26 protein-coding genes and 1 riboswitch are annotated in these 26,818 nt (G+C 72.1%); of the genes, 16 read left to right on the top strand and 10 right to left on the bottom strand.

From position 1 onward, the window contains the following. Positions 1 to 145: 145 nt before the first annotated feature. Entirely contained in the window at positions 146 to 772 is a 627-nt protein-coding gene (locus AB0K82_RS41490; protein WP_364408316.1) for a TetR family transcriptional regulator, read from the bottom strand. Between the two features lie 149 nt (positions 773 to 921). Between AB0K82_RS41490 and AB0K82_RS41485 the strand changes: the two genes are divergently transcribed. The 3 genes from AB0K82_RS41485 (at position 922) to AB0K82_RS41475 (ending at position 4,208) form a co-directional block, all read left to right on the top strand. Further along, positions 922 to 2,508, top strand: coding sequence for an MFS transporter (locus tag AB0K82_RS41485; RefSeq protein ID WP_364408313.1), 1,587 nt, complete (start codon positions 922 to 924; stop codon positions 2,506 to 2,508). A 143-nt stretch (positions 2,509 to 2,651) separates the two neighbouring features. Beyond that, positions 2,652 to 2,915: an MFS transporter gene (locus AB0K82_RS41480; RefSeq protein WP_364408310.1), complete on the top strand. Its 264-nt coding sequence runs from the start codon at positions 2,652 to 2,654 to the stop codon at positions 2,913 to 2,915. 324 nt (positions 2,916 to 3,239) lie between these two features. Continuing rightward, positions 3,240 to 4,208, top strand: coding sequence for an aldo/keto reductase (locus tag AB0K82_RS41475; protein ID WP_364408307.1), 969 nt, complete (start codon positions 3,240 to 3,242; stop codon positions 4,206 to 4,208). Between the two features lie 11 nt (positions 4,209 to 4,219). Here the strand turns inward: AB0K82_RS41475 and AB0K82_RS41470 are convergent, their stop codons facing one another. Continuing rightward, on the bottom strand, positions 4,220 to 4,735 hold the full coding sequence (locus tag AB0K82_RS41470) for an Lrp/AsnC family transcriptional regulator (RefSeq protein ID WP_364408304.1): 516 nt from the start codon (positions 4,733 to 4,735) through the stop codon (positions 4,220 to 4,222). Between the two features lie 34 nt (positions 4,736 to 4,769). On the opposite strand from AB0K82_RS41470, the gene AB0K82_RS41465 reads away from it, so the two are divergent. Together AB0K82_RS41465 and AB0K82_RS41460 are read left to right on the top strand one after the other, a co-directional pair. Further along, positions 4,770 to 5,690, top strand: a complete 921-nt coding sequence (locus AB0K82_RS41465; RefSeq protein WP_364408301.1) for an EamA family transporter — start codon at positions 4,770 to 4,772, stop codon at positions 5,688 to 5,690. Between the two features lie 100 nt (positions 5,691 to 5,790). Beyond that, positions 5,791 to 7,029, top strand: coding sequence for a cytochrome P450 (locus AB0K82_RS41460; RefSeq protein ID WP_364408300.1), 1,239 nt, complete (start codon positions 5,791 to 5,793; stop codon positions 7,027 to 7,029). 31 nt (positions 7,030 to 7,060) lie between these two features. On the opposite strand, the gene AB0K82_RS41455 is transcribed toward AB0K82_RS41460, so the two are convergent. The 3 genes from AB0K82_RS41455 to AB0K82_RS41445 form a co-directional block, all read right to left on the bottom strand. After that, positions 7,061 to 7,468, bottom strand: a complete 408-nt coding sequence (locus AB0K82_RS41455) for an NUDIX domain-containing protein (RefSeq protein WP_364408297.1) — start codon at positions 7,466 to 7,468, stop codon at positions 7,061 to 7,063. A 50-nt stretch (positions 7,469 to 7,518) separates the two neighbouring features. Next, positions 7,519 to 8,556: a PP2C family protein-serine/threonine phosphatase gene (locus AB0K82_RS41450; protein ID WP_364408294.1), complete on the bottom strand. Its 1,038-nt coding sequence runs from the start codon at positions 8,554 to 8,556 to the stop codon at positions 7,519 to 7,521. A 120-nt stretch (positions 8,557 to 8,676) separates the two neighbouring features. After that, complete coding sequence (locus AB0K82_RS41445; RefSeq protein ID WP_364408291.1) at positions 8,677 to 9,198, bottom strand: Rrf2 family transcriptional regulator; 522 nt, start codon at positions 9,196 to 9,198, stop codon at positions 8,677 to 8,679. Positions 9,199 to 9,497: 299 nt separating this feature from the next. Between AB0K82_RS41445 and AB0K82_RS41440 the strand changes: the two genes are divergently transcribed. From AB0K82_RS41440 to manA, 7 genes are all read left to right on the top strand, one after another. Continuing rightward, entirely contained in the window at positions 9,498 to 10,535 is a 1,038-nt protein-coding gene (locus tag AB0K82_RS41440) for a LacI family DNA-binding transcriptional regulator (RefSeq protein ID WP_364408288.1), read from the top strand. 124 nt (positions 10,536 to 10,659) lie between these two features. Continuing rightward, positions 10,660 to 11,973 (top strand): sugar ABC transporter substrate-binding protein, encoded by a 1,314-nt coding sequence (locus tag AB0K82_RS41435; RefSeq protein ID WP_364408285.1) that lies wholly within the window; start codon positions 10,660 to 10,662, stop codon positions 11,971 to 11,973. A 3-nt stretch (positions 11,974 to 11,976) separates the two neighbouring features. Then, positions 11,977 to 12,945: a sugar ABC transporter permease gene (locus AB0K82_RS41430; RefSeq protein ID WP_364408282.1), complete on the top strand. Its 969-nt coding sequence runs from the start codon at positions 11,977 to 11,979 to the stop codon at positions 12,943 to 12,945. Continuing rightward, positions 12,938 to 13,780 (top strand): carbohydrate ABC transporter permease, encoded by an 843-nt coding sequence (locus AB0K82_RS41425; protein WP_364408279.1) that lies wholly within the window; start codon positions 12,938 to 12,940, stop codon positions 13,778 to 13,780. The genes AB0K82_RS41430 and AB0K82_RS41425 overlap by 8 nt, the downstream gene beginning before the upstream one ends. Positions 13,781 to 13,813: 33 nt before the next feature. Next, positions 13,814 to 15,706, top strand: a complete 1,893-nt coding sequence (locus tag AB0K82_RS41420; protein WP_364408276.1) for a cellulase family glycosylhydrolase — start codon at positions 13,814 to 13,816, stop codon at positions 15,704 to 15,706. Then, the gene (locus AB0K82_RS41415; protein ID WP_364408273.1) at positions 15,703 to 16,674 is read left to right on the top strand and encodes an ROK family protein; all 972 of its coding nucleotides are present in this window, start codon (positions 15,703 to 15,705) and stop codon (positions 16,672 to 16,674) included. Before AB0K82_RS41420 ends, AB0K82_RS41415 begins: the two co-directional genes overlap by 4 nt. A gap of 2 nt (positions 16,675 to 16,676) precedes the next feature. Then, positions 16,677 to 17,789, top strand: a complete 1,113-nt coding sequence (gene manA, locus AB0K82_RS41410) for a mannose-6-phosphate isomerase, class I (protein ID WP_364408271.1) — start codon at positions 16,677 to 16,679, stop codon at positions 17,787 to 17,789. Positions 17,790 to 17,810: 21 nt separating this feature from the next. Here manA and AB0K82_RS41405 read toward each other — a convergent pair whose 3' ends face one another. Further along, positions 17,811 to 18,389: a DUF6624 domain-containing protein gene (locus AB0K82_RS41405; RefSeq protein WP_364408268.1), complete on the bottom strand. Its 579-nt coding sequence runs from the start codon at positions 18,387 to 18,389 to the stop codon at positions 17,811 to 17,813. A 352-nt stretch (positions 18,390 to 18,741) separates the two neighbouring features. Here AB0K82_RS41405 and AB0K82_RS41400 point away from each other — a divergent pair, with 352 nt between their 5' ends. Beyond that, positions 18,742 to 20,127, top strand: coding sequence for an ATP-binding protein (locus AB0K82_RS41400; protein ID WP_364408265.1), 1,386 nt, complete (start codon positions 18,742 to 18,744; stop codon positions 20,125 to 20,127). Between the two features lie 6 nt (positions 20,128 to 20,133). Here AB0K82_RS41400 and AB0K82_RS41395 read toward each other — a convergent pair whose 3' ends face one another. From AB0K82_RS41395 to AB0K82_RS41385, 3 genes are all read right to left on the bottom strand, one after another. Then, positions 20,134 to 21,168: an alpha/beta hydrolase-fold protein gene (locus tag AB0K82_RS41395; protein ID WP_364408262.1), complete on the bottom strand. Its 1,035-nt coding sequence runs from the start codon at positions 21,166 to 21,168 to the stop codon at positions 20,134 to 20,136. A gap of 135 nt (positions 21,169 to 21,303) precedes the next feature. Further along, positions 21,304 to 21,414: a DUF397 domain-containing protein gene (locus AB0K82_RS41390; protein WP_345362809.1), complete on the bottom strand. Its 111-nt coding sequence runs from the start codon at positions 21,412 to 21,414 to the stop codon at positions 21,304 to 21,306. 27 nt (positions 21,415 to 21,441) lie between these two features. After that, complete coding sequence (locus tag AB0K82_RS41385) at positions 21,442 to 22,332, bottom strand: helix-turn-helix transcriptional regulator (RefSeq protein WP_364408259.1); 891 nt, start codon at positions 22,330 to 22,332, stop codon at positions 21,442 to 21,444. A gap of 320 nt (positions 22,333 to 22,652) precedes the next feature. Between AB0K82_RS41385 and AB0K82_RS41380 the strand changes: the two genes are divergently transcribed. After that, the gene (locus AB0K82_RS41380) at positions 22,653 to 22,922 is read left to right on the top strand and encodes a hypothetical protein (protein ID WP_364408256.1); all 270 of its coding nucleotides are present in this window, start codon (positions 22,653 to 22,655) and stop codon (positions 22,920 to 22,922) included. Positions 22,923 to 23,017: 95 nt separating this feature from the next. Then, entirely contained in the window at positions 23,018 to 23,380 is a 363-nt protein-coding gene (locus AB0K82_RS41375) for a DUF6504 family protein (RefSeq protein ID WP_364408253.1), read from the top strand. A 117-nt stretch (positions 23,381 to 23,497) separates the two neighbouring features. Here the strand turns inward: AB0K82_RS41375 and AB0K82_RS41370 are convergent, their stop codons facing one another. Next, entirely contained in the window at positions 23,498 to 24,526 is a 1,029-nt protein-coding gene (locus AB0K82_RS41370) for an LLM class F420-dependent oxidoreductase (RefSeq protein ID WP_364408250.1), read from the bottom strand. Between the two features lie 212 nt (positions 24,527 to 24,738). Next, positions 24,739 to 24,861: riboswitch (cobalamin riboswitch) on the top strand. Positions 24,862 to 24,954: 93 nt separating this feature from the next. Between AB0K82_RS41370 and AB0K82_RS41365 the strand changes: the two genes are divergently transcribed. Further along, a partial coding sequence (locus tag AB0K82_RS41365; RefSeq protein WP_364408319.1) for a VWA domain-containing protein occupies positions 24,955 to 26,818 on the top strand: 1,864 nt, incomplete at its 3' end.

Raw genomic sequence — 26,818 nt, 5'->3', positions numbered from 1 at the left:
GCAGGGTCTTCTCGAAGGCGCGCAGCATCGTGTCCTGGGTGGTGCCGCGCCGGGCCGCTCATCGCGGACGGCCGCTCATCGCGGACGGCCGCTCATCGCGGGCGCGGTCAGCCGGCGGGGCGGGCGGCCGTCCATCGCGGCGCGGTCAGCCGGCGGACCAGGCGTGGGGGAGCGTCTCGGCGGCGACGGCGAAGACCTCCTCGATGCGCGTGGCGACCTCGTCCGGCTGGAACAGCCCGTCGCGCGCGCATCCGTCGAACCCGATCCGGATGACGGTGAGAAAGGTCGCGGCGATCAGCGTCGGGCGCAGGTCGGTCGCGACGTCCACGTCCATCCGCCGGGCGAGGATCGCGGCGAGCTGCTGCTCCATCTCGCTGAAGTAGCGCAACTGCGCCACCGCGAGCGCGGGACTGCGCTCGACCAGGTCGCGGATCTTGGCGAACCGGTCCGTGTGCTCCTCGTCGGCGGACCGCACGGAGCCGAGGACGTGGTGGATCGCGGCGGCCAGCGCCGTGATCGGCGGCTCGTCGCCGGGCCGGTCGTTCAGGGTCGCGAGGAAGACCTGGTCGTACTCCCGGAGGATCGACAGAGCGACGTCCTCCTTGCCGGCGAAGTATCGGAAGAATGTGCGTTGCGACACATCGACCGCCGCGACGATCTCGTCGATCGTCGTCGCCTCGTATCCCTTGGCAAGGAACAGGTCCAGCGCCGCGTCGGTCAACGCCCAGCGTGTCCGCTGTTTCTTGCGCTCCCGCAAGCCGGTGGTGTCCACACCCGAAGTTTCCACCATGTCACCTCCAGCTCACGTCTTGTTTCAGAGTGTGCCATAAGACAGCGTGTGACTCTTAAAATGATTTGTCATCTGTCAGTAGCTGCCATAACTTTGGGGTGCCATCGGCCACTTGTACAAGGGGGAGTGAGATGTCGCAGCCGGCGGTCCAGGAACGCCTGCCCGCGGGAGCGGGTCCTCAGCGCCGGGGAGTGGGAAATCCCTGGCTGACGCTCGTCGCGGTGGCGCTCGGCGTCATCATGGTGACCCTCGACGGCACGGTGGTCGCGATCGCCAACCCGGCGATCTCCAAGGACCTCGGGGCGTCACTGGCGGACCTGCAGTGGGTGACCAACGGTTACCTCCTCGCCCTCGCCGTCTCGCTGATCACCGCCGGCAAGCTCGGTGACCGGTTCGGCCACAAGCCGGTCTTCCTGATCGGCGTCGCCGGCTTCGCGCTGTCCTCCGCGGGGATCGGCTTCTCCAAGACGATCGGGATGGTGATCGCCCTGCGGGTCCTCCAGGGCCTGTTCGGCGCGATGCTCCAGCCGACCGCGCTCGGCCTGCTGCGCGCGGCGTTCCCGGCCGAGCGCCTCAACATGGCGATCGGCCTGTGGGGCGCCTGCATCGCGGCGTCCACGGCGTCCGGCCCGATCGTGGGCGGCCTGCTGGTCCAGCACGTCAACTGGGAGTCGGTCTTCTTCATCAACGTCCCGGTCGGCGTCGTGGCCCTGATCGTCGGCGGTCTGTTCCTGCTGAACGCCCGCGGCGAGGCCAAGTCCGGCGGCTTCGACATCACCGGCATCCTCCTGCTGTCCGGGATGCTGTTCGCCCTGATCTGGGCCGTCATCAAGGCGCCGACCTACGGCTGGACCGATTTGAAGACGCTGGCGTTCTTCGGCGCCGCGGTGGTCCTGCTGGTCCTCTTCGTGGTGCGCGAGCACCTGGCCCGGGAGCCGTTGCTCCCGCTCACGCTGTTCCGCTCCGTGTCGCTGTCGGTGGGCGTCGTCCTGATGACGCTCATGGCGTTCGCCATGTTCGGCGCGATGTTCTTCCTGACCTTCTACCTGCAGAGCGTGCACGGCCTGACGCCCGTGTCCACCGGCGTACGGCTCCTGCCCATGATGCTCGCCATGATGCTGGCCTCCCCGATCGCCGGCGGGGTGATCTCCAAGGTGGGGCCGCGCGCGCCCCTGGTCGCCGGCATGGTGTTCACCGCCGTGGCGTTCATCGGCATGTCGCGCCTCGGGGTGGACGCGAGCTTCATGGCCATGGCGCCCTGGTTCGCGCTGATCGGCGTCGGCCTGAGCCCGGTGATGGTCGCGGCCACCGACATCATCGTCGGCAACGCCCCCGTCGCCCTGTCGGGTGTCGCGGGCGGCCTGCAGCAGGTCGCCATGCAGGTCGGCGGCGCGCTCGGCACCTCCGTGCTGGGCGCCGTCCTGACCGCCAAGGTGGCCGGGGTCCTGCCGGGCCACATGAAGGACGCGGGGCTGCCGGCGCCGACCCCGGCCCAGGTCGACCTGATGAAGGGCGCCATCTCCCAAGGCGTCGCGCCGGTCCCGAAGAACACCCAGCCGCAGATCGCCGAGCTGATCGTCAAGGCCAGCCACCTGTCGTTCATCGACGGCATGCACCTGGCCTTCATCGTCAGCGCGGTGATGGCGTTCGTCGCCGCCCTGCTGAGCCTCCTCGTCCGGGCGGGGCGCAAGGTCGAGGGCGCCGCGATGCACATCTGAACCGGCCCGCGTCCGCGCCGAGCGCCGCGAGGAGCCCTCTGGGCCTCTCGCGGCGCTCAGTGGTTTTCGCTACATATAGCCGGTTTCCGGTCGTCCGGCGGCCGGGCAGCCGTCCCGCGTAACTGAGAACATGGAGCGGCTCGGTGCTGCTCTCGATGGAATGGGGCGACCAGCGCCGACGCGGCCCGATGGCGAGCCGGCCGCAGATCGGCGTGCCGATCGGCCTCATCCTCGGCACGGTCGCGATGTCCTCGCTGGCCACCGCGAGCGGGGACGCGTTCAAGAACTGGGGCTGGCGCATCCCGTTCCTGTTCAGCCTCGTGCTGGTGGGGATCGGCCTCTGGGTCCGGCCGCGCGTCATGGAGACGCCGATGTTCGCCAAGGTCGTCGAGTGCCGGGAGGTGTGACCTCCGCTCGCCGCCGCCCGCGCTGCGGCGTGCGAAAAGCTCGGTGAAGCGCACACCGGCAGCGGACCGAACACCCCGAAACGGTCGGGATCCGATGCGTTCACCGAGCCCTGTGCCCGCCCGCCACGAAGCTCTCCGCTCGTGGGCGCGGATCGCGGGTCCGCCGCGTGCGGACGCGCTGGTCATCCGGCGGCGTCCGGCGAGTGCCGTCGAATCGCAGGTGCCGAGCGCGGCCGGCCTGGGTTTCGGCATTCCGGTAGGCGTCCGCATACGCGGACGATCTTCTCGTCGCCGGCGTGGGGCCGGTCGGATGCGAGGTGCGCTGTGGAGTACGTGCGGTTGGGCTCCTGCGGGTTGAAGGTGTCGCGGATCTGCCTCGGCATGATGAGCTTCGGGGATCGCTCCCGGCGCCGGTGGCACCTGGACGAGGAGGGCGCCGAGCCGATCGTGCGGCGGGCGGTCGAGGCGGGGGTGACGTTCTTCGACACCGCGGACATGTACGACCGGGGTGCGAGCGAGGTGGTGACCGGGCGGCTGCTCGCCCGGCTCTTTCCACGCCGTACGGACTACGTGCTCGCCACCAAGGTGTACTTCCCGATGGGGCCCGGACCGAACGACGGCGGCCTGTCGCGGGCCCACATCATGGCCGCCATCGACGCGTCGCTGGCGAGGCTGGGCACCGACCACGTCGACCTCTACCAGATCCACCGGTGGGACGACGAGACGCCGATCGAGGAGACCATGGCGGCGCTGGACGACGTCGTACGCGCGGGAAAGGCGCGGTACATCGGCGCCTCCAGCATGTACGCGTGGCGGTTCGCCAAGGCGCAGCACGTCGCACCCAGGCGCTTCGTGTCGATGCAGAACCACTACAACCTGGTCTACCGGGAGGAGGAGCGGGAGATGATCCCGCTCTGCCGCGATCAGGGCGTGGCCGTGCTGCCGTACAGTCCCCTCGCCCGCGGCCTGCTCGCCGGTGGCCGGGACCGGGACGGCGCCCGGCGGACCGTCCGCGCCGGGAACGACCCGCTCGCCGAGGCCAACTACGAGGACGGCGACTTCGACGTGGTCGACGCCGTGCGGGAGGTCGCGGCCGAGCGCGGCCTGCCGCCGGCGACGGTGGCGCTCGCCTGGCTGCTCGGCAGGCCCGGCGTGACCGCTCCGATCGTCGGCGCGACCAGGGCCGGTCACGTCGACGACGCGGTGGCGGCCGTCGACGTGACGCTGAGCGAGAAGGAGACGGCACGGCTGGAGGCGGCCTACCGGCCCCATCGGGTGATCGGCCATACCTGACCGCCCACCGGTCAGCCGTCGCCGGCCGGTTCCGGCGTGGCGGCGGGGTCCAGCGGAAGCGCGCGCCGGGGGACGACGGCGGCGTGGACGAGAGACGTCGTGGTCCGCCCGTACGGCGCGAACCGGTCGAGGATCGGCTCGAGGTGCTCGACGGAGCGCAGGTGCGCGGTGAAGTAGAAGCAGTCGTCGCCGGTGATCCGGTGGCACTCGACGATCTCCGGGATCTCCTCGGCTATCTTGGCGATCCGCGGCAGCTCCCGGACGGCCGGGTTGATCCGGACCATGACCGTGACGGGGAAGCCGAGGGCGCGCGGGTCGACTTCGGCACGGTAGCCGGTGATCGCCCCGGTCGCCTCCAGCCGCTGCACCCGGTCGGCCACCGCGGGCGCCGAGAGGCTGACCCTGCGGCCCAGCTCGGCGATGCTCAACCGGCCGTCGGCCTGGAGCTCGGTGAGGATTCGAAGGTCGGTCCGATCAAGCTCCTTGGCTTCATAGGCCCGCTCGGGCCGGGGCCTCCGGTTCGCCATCCCGCCAGCGTACGAGTCGGCCGACGATACGACCATGTCCCTCGACTCCGGCCCGGCCGGTGACACGGCCTCTTCTCCCGGCTCCGTACGCGGCGGGCACCGCGCCGCGGTCCCGGCCTGGTCGTACTTCGCCGGGAGCGCGGTCTTCCACTACCTCGGGCCATCGTTCGCGGTGCTGCTGTTCGCGCGGGTCGGGCCGCTCGGCGTCGCGGGGCTGCGGATCTGGAGCGCCGCGCTCGTGTTCGCGGTCTGGCGCCGGCCCTGGCGTGTCCTGGAACGAGCGGGGCGCCGTCTGCTCCTCGCGTGGGGTCTCGTCCTCGCGGTGATGAACGCCTGTTTCTACCTGGCCATCGCCCGGCTGCCGCTGGGCACGGTCGCGGCGATCGAATTCCTCCCCGTCATCGCGCTGGCCGCACTCGGCGCGCGGACCGCGCGAAACCTCGCCGCCCTGGCCGCCGCCGTCGGCGGGGTGTACGTGCTCACCGACGTACGGCTGTCCGGCCAGCCACTGGGCTTCCTCTTCGCGTTCGCCAACGCGGCGCTCTTCGCGGGCTACATCGTGATCGCGCATCGGGCGGCGTGGCGCTTCCCGAGCGGCATCGACGGTCTGGCGGCGGCGATGCTCGTCGCCGCCGCGTGCGTCCTGCCGCTCGGCGCGTGGCAGGCCGGCCCGGCGTTCGCCGATCCGGTCGCGCTCGGCGCGGGGATCGGGGTCGGGATCAGCTCCTCGGTGATTCCGTACGTCTGCGACCAGCTCGCCATGGCGCGGATGACGCGGGCGACGTACGCCCTGCTCGTCGCGCTGCTGCCCGCGACGGCCACCGTCATCGGGTTGCTGGTGCTGCGCCAGGTCCCGTCGCCGGCGGATGCCGCCGGTGTCGCGCTGGTCATCACGGGCGTCGCGCTCCACCGCGAACGCCGCCGGCCCTCCGGAGGGGGTGACTCTCCTCCGTAGCCGCAGGACGGGGCGATGCCGAAACAGGGCCGCATTTACCGCGTTCCTGACTTATAGTCGTGGCCGGCGCCGATCCGACCGCATCGTCAGGAGCCACGCGATGGAAGACCGCTCGTGCCCGTACGTCCTCGATCCCGCCGGCACGGACCTTCACGCCGAGGCCGCGCGGCTGCGGCAACGCGGCGCGGTGACGCCCGTCGAGCTGCCCGGCGGGGTGGTGGCGTGGGCGGTGACCGGCCACGACGCCCTCAAACGACTGCTGGCCGACCCGCGCGTCTCCAAGGACCCGCGCCGGCACTGGACACGCTGGAAGAACGGCGAGATCACGCCTGACTGGCCGCTCTACATCTGGGTCGCGGTGGAGAACATGTTCACCGCCTACGGCGCCGACCACCGGAGGCTGCGCGGCATCATCTCCCACGCGTTCACCCCGCGCCGTACCGCCGCGCTCAGGCCGAGCGTCGAGGAGATCACCGCGGACATCCTCGACCGGCTCGCCGCCCTTCCCGACGGCCGGGCCGACCTGCGCGAGGCGTTCGCCTACCCGCTGCCCATCGAGGTGATCTGCCGGCTCATGGGCGTCCCCGACGAACCGCGGGCGCGCATCCGGGGCGACGTCGACGTCATCTTCACCACGTCCGCGACCGCGGAACAGGCCCAGGCCGCCCACCAGGACATCTGGGCCGTGCTCGCCGAGCTCGTCGCCGCCAAGCGCCGGGCCCCCGGCGACGACCTCACCAGCGCCCTCATCACCACCCGGGACGAGGACGGCTCGCGGCTGACCGAGGACGAGCTCGTCGGCACGCTCATGTTGATGATCTCCGCCGGGCACGAGACCACCGTCAACCTCCTCGACCACGCCGTCACCGCGCTGCTGACCCATCCCGGCCAACTCGCCCTCGCCCGCAAGGGAGACGTCGCCTGGGCGGACGTCATCGATGAGGCGCTGCGCTGGCAGGCGCCGGTCGCGAACCTGCCGCTGCGCTACGCCGTGGAGGACATCCAGGTCGGTGACGTCACGATCGTCCGTGGCGACGCGATCCTCGCCTCGTACGCCGCCGCCGGCCGGGACCCCGGTACGCACCCCGCGGACCCCGAACGGTTCGACGTGACCCGTCCCGACAAGGAGCACCTCTCCTTCGGCCACGGCGCGCACTACTGCCTCGGCGCCCCGCTCGCCCGGATGGAGGCCGAGATCGCCATCCCGGCCCTCTTCGACCGCTTCCCCGACCTCGCTTTGGCGGTCGACCCGAGCGAGTTGGAACACCTGCCGTCGTTCATCTCCAACGGCCATCGCACGCTCCCGGTGGTGCTGCGCCCCGAACGCTCACCCGCCTGACCGAAAGTGCCGGCGCGCGTCGATTCGGGGGTCAGGCTCGGGCGGGGCGGGGGAGGGAGTCCCAGGCGGCGAGGGTCTCGATCAGACCGGCGGTGGTCGGCAGGGCGGCCAGTTCCTCGGCGTCCACCCAGCGGGCGTCGCGGGCGTCGTCACCGGCGCGCAGGACGCCGCCGTCGACGGTGGCCCGGTAGTCGCGGATGTCGTAGGTGACGCCGCCGGGGCCGGCGCGGTCGACCGAGCCGACCAGCGGTCCCGGGACGACCCGCAGCCCGGTCTCCTCGGCGACCTCGCGGACGACGGCGTCGGCGTCGCTCTCGCCCGCCTCGGCCCGGCCGCCCGGGAGCGACCACATGCCCTCGCCGGGCGGGTGCCCGCGGCGGATGAGCAGGAGCCGCCCCTCGGCGTCATGGACGATCGCTCCGACGCACCGCACACGCATGTCCCCAGGGTGCCACGGCCCGGATCCCCGGAGGCGGCCGTCCGGCGGTCTCACCGGCCGGCGCGTTCGACGGTGAGGATGGCCGCGTCGTCGCGGAGACGCCCGCCGACGTAGGCGAGAAGCTCCGCGTGGAGGTGGCGGACGAGCGTGCCGGGACGATCCTCGATCCAGTCGTCGAGCCGTTCGGCGAGGGGGAAGAAGCGCCCCGAGGAATCGCGGGCCTCGATGACACCGTCGGTGTGGAGCAGGAGGATGTCGCCGACGTCGAAGGCGAACGTCTCGACCTCATGGGAGGACTCCGCCAGTCCGCTCAGGCCCAGCGGAGGCGCGGGCTCATCGACTTCGAGCGCCGCGAACGCCTTCTCGTGCAGGCGCAGCGGCGGGGGATGCCCGAAGTCGACCAACCGGAGAACGGGCTCCTCGTCGGGGATCTCGATGAGCATCGCGGTGATGAAGGACTCCCCGGACATCTTCGGTTGCGCCGGGTCGGCGATCTGCGAACGAACGCTGCCCTCCAGGAAGTCCGCGAGTTCGGAGAGGTCTCCCCGCTGTGCGGCGGCCCCGCGGAAGGCGCCGATGAGCGCTGCGGCGTCGTTGACGGCGGCCAGTCCCTTCCCCCGGACGTCCCCGATGATGAGGCGCGTCCTGTCCTGCGTTCGCGTGACCGCGTACAGATCACCGCCGATCTGTGCCTCGTCCTCCGCGGCGAGATAGAGCGCGGACAGCCGCAACGGGCCCGCCTGCTGCGGCAGAGGGCGGAGCACGGCCTGCTGCGCGACCTCGGCGACCGTCCCGACCTGACGCAGCTCCTGGAGACGGCGGTCCCGCAGGTAGCACATGGCCGTGGTGAAGGCGGCCACCATGAGCAGTGCGGCCAGCTCCGTCAGATGACTCAGCACGCCCTTGGCCAACATGATCATGGCGAAGGCCCCTGTGGCCAGGATCCAGTTGATCCCGGTGGTCAGCGGCCCGCAGAACCAGGCCACGACGATGGGCTCCACGAAGAGCATGTCGCTCAGCCGGATATGGCTCGGCGAGGCCAGGTCCACACCGAGAAGCGTCACGACGAAGGCGGCCGCGAATGCCACGATCATCCTGTCTCGGCGGCTCGGTTGAGGAACGTTGCGATTCAGCACTGATGCACCTGCTCGACTTCGACGAGGGACGGCCGGAGATGTCGGGTCGTGGGGACGGGAGGAAGGTGACATTCAGGTTGTTCTGCTCGGCGTCCGCCGGCGTCTCGGCGTCGCGGCGGTCTCAGCCCTCGCATACCAGGTCCGGGTTCTCTCGACCGCCGCGGCGGGGGCTCTGGCCATCATGTCGGCGAGCGTCTGAGCGGCCAGCTCCCGCCGCCATGCCATCTCCGCCCTGCGTATCCCGGTGGTGATCACACACTGCCGCGCGAACTCCTGCGGATCTCTGCCGGCGCCGGCTCCCCGCCGCCGGATCTCGGTGCAGCGGAACGCGCCGTCGCGCCCCTCGATCGCCGTGACGACGTCGAGGAGAGTGATCTTTTCGGCGGGCCGGGCCAGCCGGAACCCGCCGCGGGCCCCCGGGCTCGAGGCCAGGACGCCCGCGCGGGTCAGCGCCTGCAGGTGCTTGTTCAGATAGGCCGGCGGCAGTTCGAAGGTCGCGGCGAGCTTCGCCGTCGGCACCGGCCGGTCGCTTCCGAGCCACCCCAGGGTCAGGCAGCAGTGGAGTGCCCACTCGACACCTTCGCTCATCCGCATGACCTGGATACTACGCCTCCAGATTGAGGCCAGGGAAGATGAAAAAGCGCTCTGACCTGGTAAAACGTGATCACTGAAGGGTGCCGGCCCGGGTCTGGGACGTCATCCGACGCCGGCGCCCGTGCCGGGCGAACGACCGCGCCGGTCACGGCCCGGTGCGGGACGGTGGCGGAGGAGGACGGTCTGCGCTCGACCGGATGCCATCGGCGACAGCACGTTAAGTCGTCGGTCAAAGTCATGTCAACGGCCTTTCGGATAATCTCGAGTGGCGTACAAAACCGGTTTGGCAAGAGGTGAGGATGAAGCGTCCGACGATCGCCGATATCGCACGCCGGGCGGGCGTCACCAAGAGCACTGTCTCGTTCGCGCTGAACGACCGGCCCGGTGTGTCCGCGGCGACGCGCGACCGCATCCTGGCCATCGCCCGGGAGATGGGATGGCAGCCGAGCCGCGCGGCCCGCGCCCTGTCCGGCGGCCGGGCGGGCGTGCTCGGCCTGGTGGTGGACCGGCCGGCGCGGACGCTGGGGATCGAGCCGTTCTTCGTGCAGCTCATCGCCGGCATCGAGAGCGAGCTGGCCGCGCGTGACGTCGCGCTCCTGCTGCAGATGGTCGAGGACCGCGGGGCCCAGCCGGCGACCTACCGCCGGTGGTGGGCCGAGCGCCGCGTGGACGGGGTGTTCCTCGTCGACCTGCGGCTGGAGGACGAGCGGGTCGGGCTGCTGGCCGAGCTGGGGCTGCCCGCGGTCGTCATCGGGGGACCGGAGGGGTGCGGCGCCCTTCCCGGCGTCTGGAACGACGAGGCCGAGGCCGTACGGTCCGTGGTGGAGTACCTCGCGGCGCTCGGCCACCGGCGGATCGCCCGGGTCGCCGGGCCGCCGGAGCTGCGGCACACCGCCGCGCGCGGCGCCGCGTTCGCGGCCGCGGCCGGCGCGCTGGGCGTGACGACGACCGAGGCGGCCACCGACTACACCGGCGAGGAGGGGGCGCGCGCCACGCGCCGGCTGCTCGCCGCGCCCGCCCCGCCGACCGCCATCGTGTACGACAACGACGTGATGGCCCTGGCCGGACTGGCCGTCGCCGCCGAGATGGGGGTGCCGGTGCCCGGCCGGCTGTCCGTCGTCGCCTGGGACGACTCGGTGCTCTGCCGGCTGGTCCACCCGCCGCTGACCGCGGTCGGGCTCGACATCTCCTCCTACGGCGCGGAGGTGGCGCGCCGCCTGCTCGACCTGGTCGCCGGGCGGCCGGTCGAAAGCGGCCGCCACGCCATGCCGGTCCTGACCCCGCGGGGCAGCACCGGGCCCGCCCCCTCGGGGACGGTTGACGCAAAACCGGTTTAGTTTTCCTATCAGTGGAACGGATTTCCAAAGTCGCCGGAGAAACACCGGGGCCGGGCCGTACCCGGTCTTCGGCCGGTCTGCGCTCGACCGGATGCCACTCCTGACGGCCGATGGGAGTTCACAAGTGAAGGCACGCCGAATCACGGCGCTCGTCACGGGCGCCCTCATGGTCATGGCCGGCGCCGGTTGTGGAGGCGGCGGCGGTGACAAGTCCTCCCCGAAGACGCTGACCTACTGGGCCAGCAACCAGGGCCGCTCCATCCAGCAGGACCAGCGGGTGCTCGGCCCGGAGCTGAAGAAGTTCGAGCAGCGGACCGGGATCAAGGTCAAGCTGGAGGTGATCGGCTGGCCCGACCTGCTCAACCGCATCCTCGCCGCGACCTCCAGCGGGAAGGGCCCCGACGTCCTGAACGTCGGCAACACCTGGTCCGCCTCGCTGCAGGCCACCGGGGCGTTCCAGGCGTTCGACGACGCGACCATCGCCAAGGTCGGCGGCCGGGGCCGCTTCATCCCCTCCACGCTCACGTCGACGGGGGCCGCCGGGAGGCCACCGGCGTTCGTCCCGCTGTACGGCCTGGCGTACGGCCTGTTCTACAACAAGAAGCTCTTCGCGGACGCGGGGCTCAAGCAGCCGCCGCGGACCTGGCAGGAGCTCGTCACCGACGCGAAGAAGCTCACCGACCCGGCGAAGAAGCGGTACGGCGTCGGCATCGAGGGCGCGAGCTACACCGAGGCCGCGCACTTCGCCTTCATGTTCGGCGCGCAGTACGGCGCCCGGCTCTTCCAGGGCGGGCAGCCGGGATTCGCCTCCCCGGCGATGGTGGCCGGCGTCCGGCAGTACCTGGACCTGCTGGGCACCGACAAGGTGGTCGACCCGGCCGACGCGGAGTACCTCAACGACGACCAGGTCCTCAAGGACTTCGTGGCCGGCCGGTTCGGCATGATGATGATCCAGAGCTTCGCCACCGCCGGGGTCGCCGAGAACGGCATGAAACAGTCCGACTACGGCGTCACGCCGATCCCGCTGCCCGATCCGCTGCCGCAGGGCGGCCGCCGGGTCACCAGCCACGTCGCGGGCATCAACGTCGGCGTGTTCAAGAACTCCGGGAACAAGGACGGCGCGCTCAGGTTCGTCGAGTTCCTGACCAGCCCGGAGGAGCAGAAGATCCTCAACGCGGCGTGGGGGAGCCTGCCGGTGGTCCCGCAGGCGTACGACGATCCGAGGTTCCAGACGCCCGCGACCCGCACGTTCCGCGCCGTGCTGGCGAACTCCGCCGAGACCCTCCCGATGATCCCGCAGGAGGCCCAGTTCGAGACCCTCGTCGGCAACGCCGTCAAGGGCCTGATCGCCGACGCCGCCGCGGGCCGCCCCGTGGACGACGCGACGATCCGGGCCAAGCTCGCCGACGCCGACAAGAAGATGCAGGCGGGCGGCTGACGGGTGGCCCGGACAGTTTCGGCCCCCGGGAGCGCGCCCGCCCGCGCCTCCGGGCGGCCCTCGCCCCGTCCCCGGCGCCGCGTCAAGGTGCTGCCGTACCTCCTGCTGCTGCCCGCCCTCCTCGCCGAACTGGTCATCCACATCGTCCCGATGCTGGTCGGGGCGTGGATGAGCCTGCTGCACCTCACCCAGTTCTTCATCCGCAACTGGACGCAGGCGCCGTACGGCGGGCTGGCCAACTACCGGATCGCGGTGAACGCGCGCGGGCCCGTGGGCAAGGACCTGCTGCAGTCGTTCCTCGTCACCGTGGCGATCACGGCCGTGGTCGTCGGCTTCTCGTGGCTGTTCGGGATCGTCGCCGCCGTGCTGCTGCAGCGTCCCTTCCGAGGGCGGGCGGCGCTGCGGACGCTGTTCCTCGTCCCGTACGCGCTGCCGGTCTTCACCGCGGTCATCACCTGGCGGTTCATGTTCCAGCGGGACACCGGCATGGTGAACGCCCTGCTGTCCGACGAGCTGAGGCTCGCGCACGGCCACCCGTTCTGGCTGCTCGGCGACCGCAGCTTCGCCGCCGTGGTGGTCATCGCGGTCTGGCGGATGTGGCCGTTCGCGTTCCTCACCGTCACGGCGGGACTGCAGGGCATCCCCGGCGAACTGTACGAGGCGGCGGCCATCGACGGCGCCGGCTCGCTGCGCGTCTTCCGGCGGGTGACGCTGCCGCTGCTGCGACCGGTCAACCGGGTCCTGCTCCTCGTGCTGTTCCTGTGGACGTTCAACGATTTCAACGTCGCCTACATCCTGTTCGACCAGCCGCCGTCGGCCGCCGACATGATCTCGATCCACATCTACAACGCGTCCTTCATCACCTGGAACTTCGGGCTCGGCTCGGCGATGTCCGTGCTGCTCCTGCTGTTCCTGATGGTGGTCACGCTCGGATACCTCGGAGTCGGACGGCTGAGGAGCCGCCATGCGTGAGTCCCGTACGCTGCGCTGGGCGCGGCCGGTCGCCCTCGGCCTGCTGGCGCTGTTCACCGTGCTGCCGCTGTACGTCATGGCGGTCTCGTCGATCAAGCCGCTGAAGGACGTGCAGGGCCGGTTCACCTGGCTGCCGTCGCACGTGACGGTCCGGCCGTTCGTCGACATGTGGCGCACGGTGCCGCTCGGCCGCTACTTCGTGAACAGCCTCATCGTCTCGATCTCGGCGACCGTGCTCTCGGTGGCGATCGCGATCCTCGCCGGGTACGCCGTCAGCCGGTACCGCTTCGCCGGGCGCGGCACCTTCCTGACCGCCGTGCTGTCGACCCAGATGTTCCCCGGCATCCTGTTCCTGCTGCCGCTCTTCCTGATCTTCGTCAACGTCGAGAAGTACACCGGCGTCCGGCTGTACGGCAGCCGGACCGGCCTGACCGTCACGTACCTGACGTTCGCGCTGCCGTTCTCCATCTGGCTGATCGCGGGGTACTTCGACACCATCCCGCGCGAGCTCGACGAGGCGGCGCGCGTCGACGGCGCCGGTCCGCTGCGGACGCTGCTGCGGGTGGTGCTGCCGGTGGCCGCGCCCGGCGTGGTCGCGGTGGCGATCTACGCGTTCATGACGGCCTGGGGGGAGGTGCTGTTCGCCTCGGTGCTGACCGACGACTCCACCCGGACGCTGGCCGTCGGCCTGCGCGGCTACGCCACCCAGGCGAACGTCTACTGGAACCAGGTGATGGCCGCCTCGCTGGTCATCAGCCTGCCCGTGGTGGTCGGGTTCCTCGCCCTGCAGCGCTTCCTCGTCCACGGGCTCACCGCGGGCGCCGTCAAGTCCTGACCACCGAAAGGCCTCGAGCCGGAAAGGTCCTCAATGCGACGCGACTTCCGCAAGCTGCCCGGCCCGGCGTGGCTCGGCGCGAACTACTGGTCCCGGACCGGCGGCCCGCTGATGTGGCGGTCGTACGACCCCGGGATCGTCCGCGACGAGCTGCGCGTCCTGTCCGAACACGGCCTGAACGTCACCCGGTCGTTCTTCTACTGGCCCGACTTCATGCCCGAGCCGGACCGCGTCGACGCGACCCTCGTCGAGCGGTACGCCGACTTCCTCGAGGCGCACGCCGAGCGGGGGATGCGGACGATCCCGACCTTCATCGTCGGCCACATGTCGGGGGAGAACTGGGACCCCGCCTGGCGGCAGGGCCGGGACCTGTACGCGGACGTGTGGATGGTGGCCCGGCAGGCCTGGTTCGCCGAACGGCTCACCCGGCGGTTCACCGGCCATCCCGCGATCGCCGGCTGGCTGATCACCAACGAGATGCCCATCTACGGCGGGACCGCACCGGCCGACCGGGTGACGAGCTGGGCGCAGCTCATGGTGCAGGCCGTCCGCGCCGCCGGGGCGCGGGAACCGGTCTCCATCGGCGACGGCGCCTGGGGCGTCGAGGTCACCGGCGTCGACAACGGGTTCTCCGTCCGCGCGCTCGCCGCGCTCACCGACTTCGTGGGCCCGCACGTCTACCGGATGGAGGACGACCTGGTCCGGCAGCACTACGGCGCGGCGTTCGTCTGCGAGCTGGCGGGGTCGTTCGGGCGGCCGGTCGTGCTGGAGGAGTTCGGCTGCTCGTCCGACTTCGTCGCCGACGACAACGCCGCGCACTACTACCGGCAGCTCCTGTACAACAGCCTGCTGGCCGGGGCGACCGGCTGGATCGCCTGGAACAACACCGACTTCGACCTGCCCGACCAGCCGCCGTACCGGCACCACCCGTTCGAGCTGCACTTCGGCCTGACGACCGCCGACGGCACGCCGAAGCCGGTCCTGCGGGAGATGCGGGACTTCGCCGCCACGCTCACCAGGCTCGACCTGGCGTCCTGCGCGCGGGCGGACACCGACACCGCCCTGGTGGTGCCGGAGGTGCTGGAGGGCGCCTTCCCGTTCACCGAGCCCGACGACCGGACGTACGTCTTCGACACCCTCCGGCAGGCGTACGTCGCCGCCCGCGCGGCCGACCTGGCGCCCGGCCTCACCCGAGAGTCCGACGGCATCGCCGGCGACGCCCGGCTCTACCTCGTGCCGTCGGCCAAGCAGCTCACCGCGCCCGGCTGGCGCCGCCTCGAGGAGCTGGCGCGCGGCGGCGCCGTCGTGTACGTCTCCTACTCGGCGGGACCGCACGGCCGCCAGCGTGGGCCGTGGTACTCCCACCTGAACGCCATGTTCGGCGTGGAGCACCGGCTGACCTACGGGCTGACCGACCCGATCGAGGACGACGTCGTCGAGCTCACCCTCACCGCCGGCCTGGGCCCGCTCAAGGAGGGCGCCACCCTGGCGTTCCGCGCCGGGGGGACCGAGCACAGCCGCGCCTACCTGCCGGTCCGGCCGACGACGGCGGAGGTCGTCGCGGTCGACGGCCACGGCCGGCCCGCGCTGCTGCGCCGGCGCTGCGGCGACGGGTGGATCGTGCTGTGCGTCTACCCGCTGGAGCACATGGCGGCCGTCACGCCCCGGGTGAACCCCGAGCCGACGTACCGGATCTACGACGCGCTGGCGGAGCTGGCCGGCGTGCGCCGGCCCGTGCGGGTCGAGGACCCGCGCGTGTCGGCCGACGTCCTGGTCCGCGCCGACGGGACGCGGTTCGCCGTCCTGGTCGGCCAGGCGGCCACCGAACTCGCCGTGCGTCCGCTCACGGGCGACAACGGCGGTGCCGGAGATGAAGAGATCACGCTGGGGCCGTATGGTGTGCGCGTGCTGGAGCTGCGAAATTGACCGGCGTCGTTCCCGCGACCGCCGCGGACACGACAGGGGCGGTCCCGGGCGGACCGCCCGTGCCCGCCGTCCTCGCCGTCGACATCGGCGGCACCAAGCTCGCCGCCGCGCTCGTCGAGCCGGACGGCCGGCTGCGCGGGCGCGCCATCCGCCCGACCCCGGCCGGGGACACCGAGACGATCTGGGCCGCCCTGGCCGCCGTCGTCGGCGAGGCCATGGGCGGTGCGACCGTCACCGCGGCGGGGATCGGCTGCGCCGGGCCGCTGGACGCCGTCGCGGGCACGGTCAGCCCGGTGAACATCCCGTCGTGGCGGGGCTTCCCCGTGCGCGACCGGCTCGCCGCCCTGCTCGGCGGCCCGCCCGTCACGCTGGCGAACGACGCGGTGGCCGGCGCGGTCGCGGAGTACCGGCACGGCGCCGGCCGCGGCAGCCGGGCCATGCTGGGGATGGTCGTCTCGACCGGCGTCGGCGGCGGGCTGGTCCTCGACGGGCGGGTGTACGCCGGGCCGACCGGCAACGCGGGGCACATCGGGCACACCGTGGTCGACCTCGGCGGCGAGCCGTGCCCGTGCGGGTCCCGGGGCTGCGTCGAGACGCTGACCTCCGGTCCCGCGATGGTGCGCTGGGCGCTCGGCAACGGCTGGACCCATCCGGCTCCCGACGGCGCCGCCCTCGCGGCCGACGCCCGCGCCGGTGACCCGGTCGCGCTGGCGGCGTTCGAGCGCGCGTGCCGTGGGCTGGCCGCCGGGATCGCGTCCGCCGCCGCGTTGTGCGACCTCGACCGCGTCGTCATCGGCGGCGGTGTCTCCCGATCCTGGGACGTCCTGGAACCACCGCTCGTCCGCGCGCTGCACGACTACGCCGGTCTCGCCTTCGTCCGCCGTGTCACCGTCGTCCCCTCCGAACTCGGCGGGGAGGCCGGGCTGCTCGGCGCCGCCGCCCTCGCCCACGACCCGGAGCTGGTCTGACGATGCACGTGCTGGAGAACCCCGTCCAGGAGTACGCCTGGGGGTCGCACACCGTCCTCGCCGACCTGCTCGGCCGGCCGTCGCCCACCGAGCGGCCGCAGGCCGAGCTGTGGATCGGGGCGCATCCCGCCGCGCCGTCGCGCCTGCCGGCCGGCGCCTCCCTGGAGGAGTACATCGCCGCCGACCCGGAGGGCGCGCTCGGGCCCGCCGCGCTCGCCCGCTTCGGGCCGCGGCTGCCGTTCCTGCTGAAGGTCCTGGCGATCGCCGCGCCGCTGTCCCTGCAGGTCCACCCGGACCGGGAGCAGGCCGAACGCGGGTACGCCGCCGAGCGGACCCCGCCCGGCGACCCGGCGCGCAACTACAAGGACGACTGGCCCAAGCCGGAGCTGCTGTGCGCGCTGACCGACGTGCACGCCCTGTGCGGGCTGCGCGACCCGGTCGAGAGCGCCGAACTGCTCGGCAAGGTCCCGGCGCTGCGCCCCGTCGCCGACCTGCTCGCGGCCGGGGACGTGCGCGCGGCCGTGCGCGCGGTGCTCACCCGGCCGGACGCGGACCGGGTCGTGCCCGAGGCGGCCGCCGTCGCCGGCGAGCCGTACGCCTCGCTCGCCGAGCGCTACCCCGGGGACACGGGGGTCGTCCTCGCGATGCTGCTGAACGAGGTGCGGCTCGCGCCGGGGCAGGCGATGTACGTCCCGCCGCGCGTGCCGCACGCCTACCTGTCCGGGACGGCCGTGGAGCTCATGGCGGCCTCGGACAACGTGCTGCGGGCGGGTCTGACGCCCAAGCACGTCGACGTGCCGGAGCTGCTGGACGTCGCCTCGTTCGACCCCGGACGGCCGGACGTCCTGGACCCCGTCCGCGCGGCGGGCGAGGAGGTCTACCCGACGCCCGCGCCGGAGTTCCGGCTGTCCCGCGTCGACGCCGCGGCCGGCGCCGTGCTGCCCGCCGGCGGTCCGCAGCTCCTGCTGTGCATCGAGGGCCGGGTCGAACTCCGCCGCGACGGCGACGCGACGGAGCTGACCCGGGGACGGGCCGCGTTCGCCGAGCACCGCGGCGGCCCGATCGAGGTCACCGGATCCGGCACCCTGTTCCGCGCGAGCCTCCCCGAGACCTGACGGCCGCGCCGCATCGGCGTCCTATTCGCGGACCCCGAGGACCGGGGCCGCCAGCGGGTCCAGACCCACCTCGGCCCGCCGCTCGTTCACGCTGGCCGGGTCCGCGCAGGGCCACAGGACGGGAGCGCCGTCCACGACGCCGGCGACCTGGGTGCCGTAGATCTGCTCGCGTCCCTCGTTCACCAGCACCCGGTCGCGGAGCATGGCCAGCATCGCCGCGTCCGCCTCGCCGATCGCCGCGGCGTTCGCCATGAGGCGGACGGCGCGCCGCTGCACGCCCAGTCGCCGGTCCGCGTGCTGGGCGATCAGCCACGCGCGCCGTGCCGCCTCCGCGCCGACCAGGCCGATGGTCGGCCATCCGTGCTCGTCCATGATCTGGTCGAGGCGGTCGGCGTTCCGCGTGGTGACCCGGCGGTACGCCAGCTGAGCGGTGACGTCCTTCGCCCATTCCTCGTACGCCGGTCCACCGGCGCTCGCGTCTCCCTGCAGTCGCCGGTCCTCATCGGTCATCGCGATGAGATCCGCCGCCAGCGCCGGGTCCACCGGCGAGGTCGTGGACTCTCGGTCCTCGGCGGCCGTGTCGCCGTCCCGCATGCTCATCCTTCCTATTGAAAGCGGATGTCGCATGGAACGCTACGACCTGCCGACCACCGCGAAGATCATCCTCGAGACCGGTGACAGGCCGGGTCCGCGCCCGCGAGAATGGATCCTGAGCGAGCCGATGAGTCTCCGACAGGGGTGACCGTCGCAGAGCGAAGGGCCTCATGTAGGAGGCCGTCCCGGCCGAGCGCGGCGCGACGGCACCCTCTTCGGGCGACCGTGGATGAATGGCGCCATCGCCGCCCCGGTACCGCGTCCCGTAACCCATGAGGTGCTCCGGCGATGGAGATGCCTACGTGCACAAGACGTAACATACGTCGCCTGCATGTTACGTCTCATGTACGTTAGCTGTGTGCACTTCGTCAATCGTGAGCGTGAGCTGGCCCGACTGGAGAGCTGGTGGGCTCGATCCGAGCGTTTCGCCTTGGTCTGGGGTCGACGGAGGGTCGGCAAGACCGCTCTCCTTCGGCGGTTCGCCCACGACCGGCGCGTCGTGTTCCACACGGGAGGCGGGGAGTCCCCGCAGGAGGAGTTGGCCGGGATGTCTCGTCGGGTGGCGGAGGCATTCCCGGATGACCTCCGAGACCTCCGCTCGAACCCCTATGTCGACTGGCATGACGCCCTCGACCATCTCGCCCGGTTGGCCCAAGACGAACCGGTGCTGCTCGTACTCGACGAATTCCCAGAGCTGATCATCGGATCTCCAGCTCTGCCCGGCATTCTCCGGGCCTTCTGGGACCACGCTCAGGGCCGGACGAAGCTCCGAATCCTGCTGTGCGGCTCAGCGGTCCGGACGATGTTCTCGATTCAGGAGACGAGAGCTCCGCTGTACGGCCGCTTCGACCTCGTGCTGCCGGTCCATTCATTCCGTCCTCACGAGGCCGCCGTGATGCTGCGCGACCTGCCCGCCACCGAACGCGCCTTCGTCTATGGCCTACTCGGCGGGATGCCGCTCTATCTGTCCTGGTGGGACCAGCACCGCCCCATCGGAGAGAATCTTCTGGAACTCGCCTGTCAGCCGGGAGCACGTCTGCTGTCCGAGGGCAGGCTGATCCTCGCCACCGAGGTCGGCGAGGGAGAGCATTCCGCCGCCGTGCTCCGCGCGATCGCCAAGGGCAGAACGAAGTTCAGTGAGATTCAGGACGCGGTGGGCATCAACCCGACGCGGGTGCTCGACAGGCTGATCGAGCTTCGGCTCGTCGAGCGTGTGATGCCCGTGACGGACGATGAGCGTTCGCGGCGCCGGATCTACCGGATCTGCGACAACTTCCTGGCCTTCTACCTCGGCCCCCTGATGCGGTACCGCGGCGAGATCGAACTCGACCTCGGAGAGTCGATCCTGCCCGCCCTGGTCAACGGGCTCGACGACCTCATGGGTGCGGCCTACGAGGAGGCATTCCGGGAACATCTCCGGCGGTTGGCTCGAGCAGGATCCCTCGGCCCGAACATCGTCGCCGTCGGCCCGTGGTGGCGAACCGGCGGTCAGGACCAGATCGACGCCGTAGCCCTGGCGGAGCCGCAGCGTACCCGGATCCCGGTGCTCGTGGGGGAGTCCAAATGGGCGAAGACGGCGAACGCGGCGCGGCTCCGGGCCCGGCTCTTCGAGAAGGCCGCGTCCCTCACCACCGACCGCGACGATCTGCGCTATGCGATCTGTGCTCGCGAGTCCATCACCCATACGACTCCCGACATCCTCGCCGTCACCGCCGCCGACATCTTCGCCGGGGCGGCTGGGTGACAGGCGTCAGGGGGTGAGGCGCTCGGCGAGCCAGGCCAGGGACAGGGGGTAGCGGTACTCGATCGCGCCGTGGCCCGCCTCGAACAGCTCGAAGTGCACGGCGTCGTCCTTCACACCGGCGGTCTCGACGGCGCGGCGGAAGGCCTGGGCGCCCAGGTCGAGGTGGTACTCGTCCTTGGTGCCCGCGTCGATCCAGACGGCCCGCATCGAGCGCAGCGCCTCGGCGTACTCCGGACGCCGCGGCATCAGGACCGGGTCGCGCTCCAGCCAGCGCTCCCAGACCTCGGGGACGACGGCGCCGGTGTCGTCGAACGGCAGGTGGACGGTACCGTCCTCGTCGGCGGAGTACGCCGACGAGTAGCCGTAGATCTCGATGAGCGGGAAGTCGGTCTCCTTGGTGCCCGCGAGATGGCCGCGGAAGTCGGCGAGGAACTTCTCGATCGAGCCGTCGAAGGAGTCGCGCAGCAGGCGGGCGAGCGTGGGGAAGGCCGGGCGGTAGCAGACCTCGAAGAGCGCGTCGCCGGCGTGGGTGGCGAGCGCGCCGAACAGGTCGGGCCGCAGCATCGGTGTGATCATCGCGCCGTAGCCGCCGCTGGACTTGCCGCTGATCCCGCGGTGGTCGCGGTCGGGCAGCGTCCGGTAGTGCGCGTCCACCCACGGCACGATCTCGTCGCACAGGTAGGAGTGGTACCGCCCGGTGGCGGGGGAGTCGAGGTACTGGCTGCCGCCCAGCGCCGTCCAGGCGTCGACGTAGACCACGATGACGGGCGGGGCCTCGCCGCGGGCGAAGACCTGGTCGGCCAGCTCGGGGAAGGGCTGTCGCCAGGGCGTGCGGTTGCGCCACATCGGCAGGTACCCGGTGTAGCCCTGGATCACGTAGACGGAGGGGTAGCGGCGGTCGGGCTCGTCGTCGTACCCCGGCGGGACGTACACCCACAGCGGCCGCCGGTGCGGGTCGCCGAGGGGGTTGTCGTTCAGCAGTTCGCTGGTGAACTCGTGCTCGTCGATGCGTCCGGCGAGGTCGGCCGACCAGGGCAGCATGCGGGCTCCTTTGCGCGACACGGATGGTGCGACCCTAACCCCGTCGCCTCGACGTCCGCCGACCGCCGTCGGCCCTCGCCGGGCCGCGGGGCCGCGGGAGCGGGACTCCCGCGGCCGTCTTCGGATCGTGCCGGCTCAGTCGTCGGAGGCGTCGCCGAGTACGGCGACCTCGACGCAGTCGGCGTTGTTGGAGCTACGGCTGCTCTTCCGCCAGCCGACGTCTATGAGATCGGGGTGGCCACTCATCCCCTGGTCTCCTTCCTGGTGCGTGAATCACCCCCGCGGGTACGGGGACGCATTCTTGAACTCGTCCGCCGCCGCCGTGATGAACTCGGCTGACTCGTCGGGTGGCAACGCGGCGGCCCGCAGATGGTCGAACCAGGTCGTGTGACGGCGGACGTCTTTCTCCTTTTCGAGGAAGATGTTCCCGGCGGGGCAGTCGATGTAGACGACGTCCAGGTCGGTGGGGTCCGGGAAGCCGATGATCGTGAAGGCGCCGTCGACGCCGGGGTGGGCGCCACGGGCGAAGGGCAGCACCTGGATGGTGACGCCCGGCAGTTCGCCGACCTCGAGCAGCCGCATCAGCTGGGACCGCATCACGGGCACCCCGCCGATCGGCCGCCGCAGCACCGCCTCGTCGAGCACGGCCCACAGCTCCAGCGAGCCGGACTCGCGCAGCATGGCCTGGCGGCGGGTGCGCAGGGCGATGCGCCGGTCGACGTTCTCCGGCGTCTCACCGGGCCGGCCCGCCTTGATCAACGCGCGGGCGTACTCCTCGGTCTGCAGCAGACCGGGCACCAGATGGGTCTGGAACGTTCGAATCGACGCCGCCGAGGCCTCCAGGCCGATGTAGGTGTCCAGGCCCGCCGACGCGGACAGGACCGCCTCGTACTCGGTCCACCAGCCGCGCTGCTGGGCGTCCTTGGCCAGGCCGAGGAGCTGGTCGCGCTGCGAGCCCTCGGGCAGGCCGTACAGGTCCAGCATGTCGCGTACGTCGCGGATGCGGGCCACGGACTTGCCGGTCTCGATGCGGCTGACGCGCGACATGGAGCACTCCAGGTGCTTCGCGACGTCTTCGATCATGAGGCCCGCGGCCTCCCGGAGCCTGCGCAGTTCCATGCCCAGCCGGCGGCGGCGGACGGTGGGGCTACGGCCATCGGTCATGGGGCACCTCCATGGCGAGCGTCCTGCGCGTATTGCGAGGAGAATGGGGACCGGTGGTGGGCGGCGGTGGCTGGGGCCGAAACCCTCGCCCGGGCCGCGCCGGGGCCGTTGAACTGTGCACGGGTGATGCCGAATCCGTCTGATCTATTGGTCCGAAAATACTTGCACGTAAAACGGGGGCAGGACATCCTGACAGGGAAGGTCACTCACCGTTGCCATCTGGGCACCTTTTGCCACCGGATAGGCACCTTACCTGGTTAACGCCCTAGGGCGTACCCCTTCCTGCCGTATCGTCCAGAGCGCGAGAGGGGTGGCATCCCATGGCCGCCACTTCGGGACCCGGGGCCGGGCCGCGGCGCCGCCACCTGGAGGCGCTCGCCCGCGAAGTCGAGGCGCGCGGCCTGCAAGGGCTCCTGACCGAGGACCTGATGCTGCGCGTGGTGGACCCGTCCGGTGGGCGCGCACTGCTGGTGGTCGCCATGCCGATGTCCCGGATCCGGTGGTCCTTCCTGTGGGCCGGCGGCGGCCAGGCCGACGCCGACGACCCCGCCCGCGCCGCCGAGCTGATCGCGCGGACCCTCGGCCGCTGACGCCGCTGACGCCGCCGCGCGGACGCCGCCGGGCCTTGACTGTCGAGTCGAACATGTGTTCGAATCTATCGCCTGCCTTCCCCCAGGCTCACTCCTTGTCACCGATCCGAGAGGTGGGCGGCCCGCGTGGGCGGAGCGAGCGATGGACCCGAGAGGCGTACGGACGCGCCGGGCCGCGGGCGATGAGCCGGGTGTACGGCGACCCCGTCGAGGTCTGGCTCACCGACGGCAGGCCCTCCCGCTTCGTCTGGCGCGGCCGGCTCTACACGGTGCTGCGGGTGCTGGACCGCTGGGTCACCACCCGCGACTGGTGGCACGAACGCCACCCCGAGGCCCCGGAAGGCGGCGAGCGCGAGTTCTGGCGCGTCGAGGCGACCCCGGACCGGACGGTCGGGGTGTACGAACTGCGCCACGACCAGGCGACCGGCACGTGGATGCTGTCCCGCGCCTGGAGCTGACGGACTCCCGCGCCCGGCTCGGCCCGGCGGGCCGCCGGGTGGCGCCGGCGGGCCTGTGCGCCGCCGGTCGACCCGAGGGGCCGCCCGTCGGCAGCCGCCGGGCGGGCCGGTGGTCGGTCAGGGCTGTACGAGGTCGCGGATCGCCTTGAGGGTCGGCTCGTCCTTGACGCCGGCGATGAGGAGCGTGGTCACGGGGGAGTCCTGCCAGAGCCGGAGCCGCTCCCTGATGCGCCCGATCGGGCCGAGGAGGGAGATCGAGTCGGCCAGCTCGTCCGGCACCGCCTTGACCGCCTCGTCGCGCCGGCCCGCCAGGAACAGCTCCTGCACCCGCGCGGCCTCCTCGGCGTACCCGAGGCGGCCGATCAGGTCCAGGTGGAAGTTGCGGTCCCTGGCCCCCATGCCGCCGATGTAGAAGGCCAGCGGGATCTTGGCGAACTCCAACGCGGCGGCCAGGTCGTCGGTCACGATCGTCGTCACGGTGGCGGCGATGTCGAAGCCTTCGCGGCGGCCGGCCAGCGAGGCGCCGAAGACCGCCTCGATCTGCGCAGGGTCGACGAAGAGGGGCAGCCAGCCGTTGGCGATCTCGGTGGCGAGGGCGATGTTCTTGGGGCCCTCCGCGCCGAGATAGACCGGGATGTCCGGGCGCACCGGGTGGACGATCGACTTGAGCGGCTTGCCGAGGCCGGTCACGCGGCCCGGCGCGTACGCGGAGGCCGGCAGCGGCAACGGGTAGTGCGGGCCGGCGGAGGTGACCGGCTCGGCGCGCCGCCACACGTCCCGCAGGATCCGGACGTACTCGCGGGTGCGCTCCAGCGGCCGGGCGAACGGCGCGCCGTACCAGCCCTCCACGACCTGCGGGCCGGACGCGCCGATGCCGAGGGTGAGCCGGCCGCCGGACAGCGCGTCGAGCGTCAGGGCGTGCATGGCGGTGGCGGCGGGCGTGCGGGCGGACATCTGGGCCACCGCGGTGCCCAGCTTGATGCGCGAGGTCCGCGCGGCGTACCAGGTGAGCGTGGTGAAGGCGTCCGAGCCGTACGCCTCGGCGGTGTAGACGAACTCGTAGCCGAGCCGCTCGGCGGCCAGCACCGTCTCGGTGGCGTCCTCCGGAACCCGTTGCCAGTAGCCGACGTTGATGCCGAGCCTCATCCGCACCCCTCCCGGCCAGAAAGTAGAACAGGTTCTATTGAAGCAGATCGCCGCTCTCCCGGCAGCGGCCGGCCGCCCCGCGATAGCGTGCACCCGCCGTACGCCCGGTCGCGGTGGCCCTGTCATCCCGTGCGCCGGATCACGGACGGCGGCCGTACCTGCGGTGTCGTGTGTCAGGCCCGATATGTCATGCTGTCCTCCGGCGATACGCGGAGGAACCCGGTGCGAGTCCGGGGCTGTCGCGCAACTGTGACCGGGAAGTCCTTCCTCGGGTGTTGGCCACGGCGTGAGCCGGAAGGCCGAGGGCGGGCGGCGATCCGGGAGCCAGGAGACTCCGGCCGCCGCTTGCCAGGCCACCTACGGGCGCGTTAACCCGAGGAAAGGACGACCACCGGGTGAACACCTATCCGTTCTCCGCCGTCACCGGGATGGCGGACCTCAAGCTCGCCCTCCTGATCAACGCGGTCTCCCCGGCCGTCGGCGGAGTGCTGGTCCGGGGCGAGAAGGGCACCGCGAAGTCCACCATCGTGCGGGCGCTCGCCGCGCTGCTGCCGGAGGTCGCGGTGGTGACGGACTGCCGGTTCTCCTGCGACCCCGCCGCGCCCGACCCGCGATGCCCCGACGGGCCCCACGGCGACGGGGCGGGCGGGCAGGTGCGGCCCGCGCGGCTCGTGGAGCTGCCGATCGGTGCCGCCGAGGACCGCCTGACCGGCTCGCTCGACCTCGAACGCGCCCTCACCGAGGGCGTCCAGGCCTACCAGCCCGGCCTGCTGGCCGCCGCGCACCGCGGCGTGCTGTACGTCGACGAGGTCAACCTGCTGCACGACCACCTCGTCGACCTGCTCCTCGACGCGGCCGCGATGGGCCACTCCTACGTCGAGCGTGAGGGCGTCTCCGTCCGGCACGCCTCACGGTTCCTGCTCGTCGGCACGATGAACCCCGAAGAGGGCGAGCTGCGGCCGCAGCTGCTCGACCGGTTCGGCCTGACGGTGGAGGTGGCCGCCACCCGCGACCCGGAGGAGCGGGCCGAGGTCGTGCGCCGCCGCCTGGCGTACGAGGCCGACCCGGCGGCGTTCGCGGCCGACTGGGTGCGCGCCGAGACCGAGCTGGCCTGGCGGATCGAGCAGGCCCGCGTCCGGCTGCCCGAGGTCGTCCTGCCCGACGGCGCGCTGCGGCAGATCACGGCCGTGTGCGCGGCGTTCGAGGTGGACGGGCTGCGGGCCGACATCGTGATGGCGCGCGCCGCGATGGCCCTCGCCGCCTGGCACGACCGTACGGTCGTCACCGCGGACGACGTGCGCGTCGCCGCCCGTCTCGCCCTGCCGCACCGGCGGCGCCGCGACCCCTTCGACGCGCCCGGCCTCGACGAGGACAGGCTCGACGAAGTCCTGGAGAACACCGGCGGCTACGACTCTCCGGAGCCGCCGGACCCCGGATTCGGCGAGGACACGGCGCCCGACCTCGTCCCCGAGCAGAGCACCGGGCCGGACCCGAAACCGGCCCCGGAGACGGACGCGAAGCCGGACTCGGGGACGGACCCGGAGGACCCCGACCCCGACGACCCCGGACCGGACGACGGTCCCGGCGGCGGACCGGACGGTTCCGGCGACCCGGCCGGGCCGGGAGACGGGGCGCCGGTCGACATCGAGCAGGCCCTTTCCGGCGAGGAGTCCGGCGAGGGCTCGGGGAAGCGCGCCCGGGGGGACTCCCCGGAGCCGGCGCCCGCCGACGCGGTGTACCGGACGCGGGTCTTCACCGTGCCCGGCCTCGGCGAGGGCGCGCCGGGCCGCCGCTCGCGGGCCCGGACGCCGTACGGCCGGACGACCGGCGCGCGGCCGGGCACGCGCTCGGTCCACCTGACCGCGACCCTCCTCGCGGCGGCCCCGCACCAGCGCGCCCGCGGCCGCTCCGGTCCCGGGCTCGTCGTCCGCTCCGGCGACCTGCGCGAGCGGGTCCGGGAGGGCCGGGAGGGCAACCTGGTGCTGTTCGTCGTGGACGCGAGCGGCTCGATGGCCGCCCGGCAGCGGATGCGCGCCGTCAAGGGCGCCGTGCTCAGCCTCCTCCTCGACGCCTACCAGCGCCGCGACAAGGTCGGTCTGATCACCTTCCGCGGCACGTCCGCCGAGCTGGCGCTGCCGCCGACCTCCTCCGTCGAGGCCGGGGCGCGCCGCCTCGAGACGCTGCCCACCGGCGGCCGCACTCCGCTGGCCGCGATGGGCGAGGCGAGCGACGTGCTCGAGGTCGTCGACGAGATCTTCGTCGTCGACCAGGGCACCGACCGGGTCGAGGACC

The organism is Actinoallomurus sp. NPDC052274 (assembly GCF_040679475.1).
Lineage (GTDB): Bacteria > Actinomycetota > Actinomycetes > Streptosporangiales > Streptosporangiaceae > Actinoallomurus > Actinoallomurus liliacearum.
Note: the sequence above shows the minus strand (reverse complement) of the source record. Positions and strands in the feature narration are given on the sequence as shown.

Bases quoted from the DNA above. Each gene is read 5' to 3' on its own strand.
- AB0K82_RS41485 (WP_364408313.1), top strand. From the start codon at position 922: ATGTCGCAGCCGGCGGTCCAGGAACGCCTGCCCGCGGGAGCGGGTCCT.
- AB0K82_RS41470 (WP_364408304.1), bottom strand. From the start codon at position 4,735: ATGGCGAACCGGAGGCCCCGGCCCGAGCGGGCCTATGAAGCCAAGGAG.
- AB0K82_RS41465 (WP_364408301.1), top strand. From the start codon at position 4,770: ATGTCCCTCGACTCCGGCCCGGCCGGTGACACGGCCTCTTCTCCCGGC.
- AB0K82_RS41460 (WP_364408300.1), top strand. From the start codon at position 5,791: ATGGAAGACCGCTCGTGCCCGTACGTCCTCGATCCCGCCGGCACGGAC.
- AB0K82_RS41455 (WP_364408297.1), bottom strand. From the start codon at position 7,468: ATGCGTGTGCGGTGCGTCGGAGCGATCGTCCATGACGCCGAGGGGCGG.
- AB0K82_RS41445 (WP_364408291.1), bottom strand. From the start codon at position 9,198: ATGCGGATGAGCGAAGGTGTCGAGTGGGCACTCCACTGCTGCCTGACC.
- AB0K82_RS41440 (WP_364408288.1), top strand. From the start codon at position 9,498: ATGAAGCGTCCGACGATCGCCGATATCGCACGCCGGGCGGGCGTCACC.
- AB0K82_RS41425 (WP_364408279.1), top strand. From the start codon at position 12,938: ATGCGTGAGTCCCGTACGCTGCGCTGGGCGCGGCCGGTCGCCCTCGGC.
- AB0K82_RS41420 (WP_364408276.1), top strand. From the start codon at position 13,814: ATGCGACGCGACTTCCGCAAGCTGCCCGGCCCGGCGTGGCTCGGCGCG.
- manA (WP_364408271.1), top strand. From the start codon at position 16,677: ATGCACGTGCTGGAGAACCCCGTCCAGGAGTACGCCTGGGGGTCGCAC.
- AB0K82_RS41405 (WP_364408268.1), bottom strand. From the start codon at position 18,389: ATGAGCATGCGGGACGGCGACACGGCCGCCGAGGACCGAGAGTCCACG.
- AB0K82_RS41395 (WP_364408262.1), bottom strand. From the start codon at position 21,168: ATGCTGCCCTGGTCGGCCGACCTCGCCGGACGCATCGACGAGCACGAG.
- AB0K82_RS41390 (WP_345362809.1), bottom strand. From the start codon at position 21,414: ATGAGTGGCCACCCCGATCTCATAGACGTCGGCTGGCGGAAGAGCAGC.
- AB0K82_RS41385 (WP_364408259.1), bottom strand. From the start codon at position 22,332: ATGACCGATGGCCGTAGCCCCACCGTCCGCCGCCGCCGGCTGGGCATG.
- AB0K82_RS41380 (WP_364408256.1), top strand. From the start codon at position 22,653: ATGGCCGCCACTTCGGGACCCGGGGCCGGGCCGCGGCGCCGCCACCTG.
- AB0K82_RS41370 (WP_364408250.1), bottom strand. From the start codon at position 24,526: ATGAGGCTCGGCATCAACGTCGGCTACTGGCAACGGGTTCCGGAGGAC.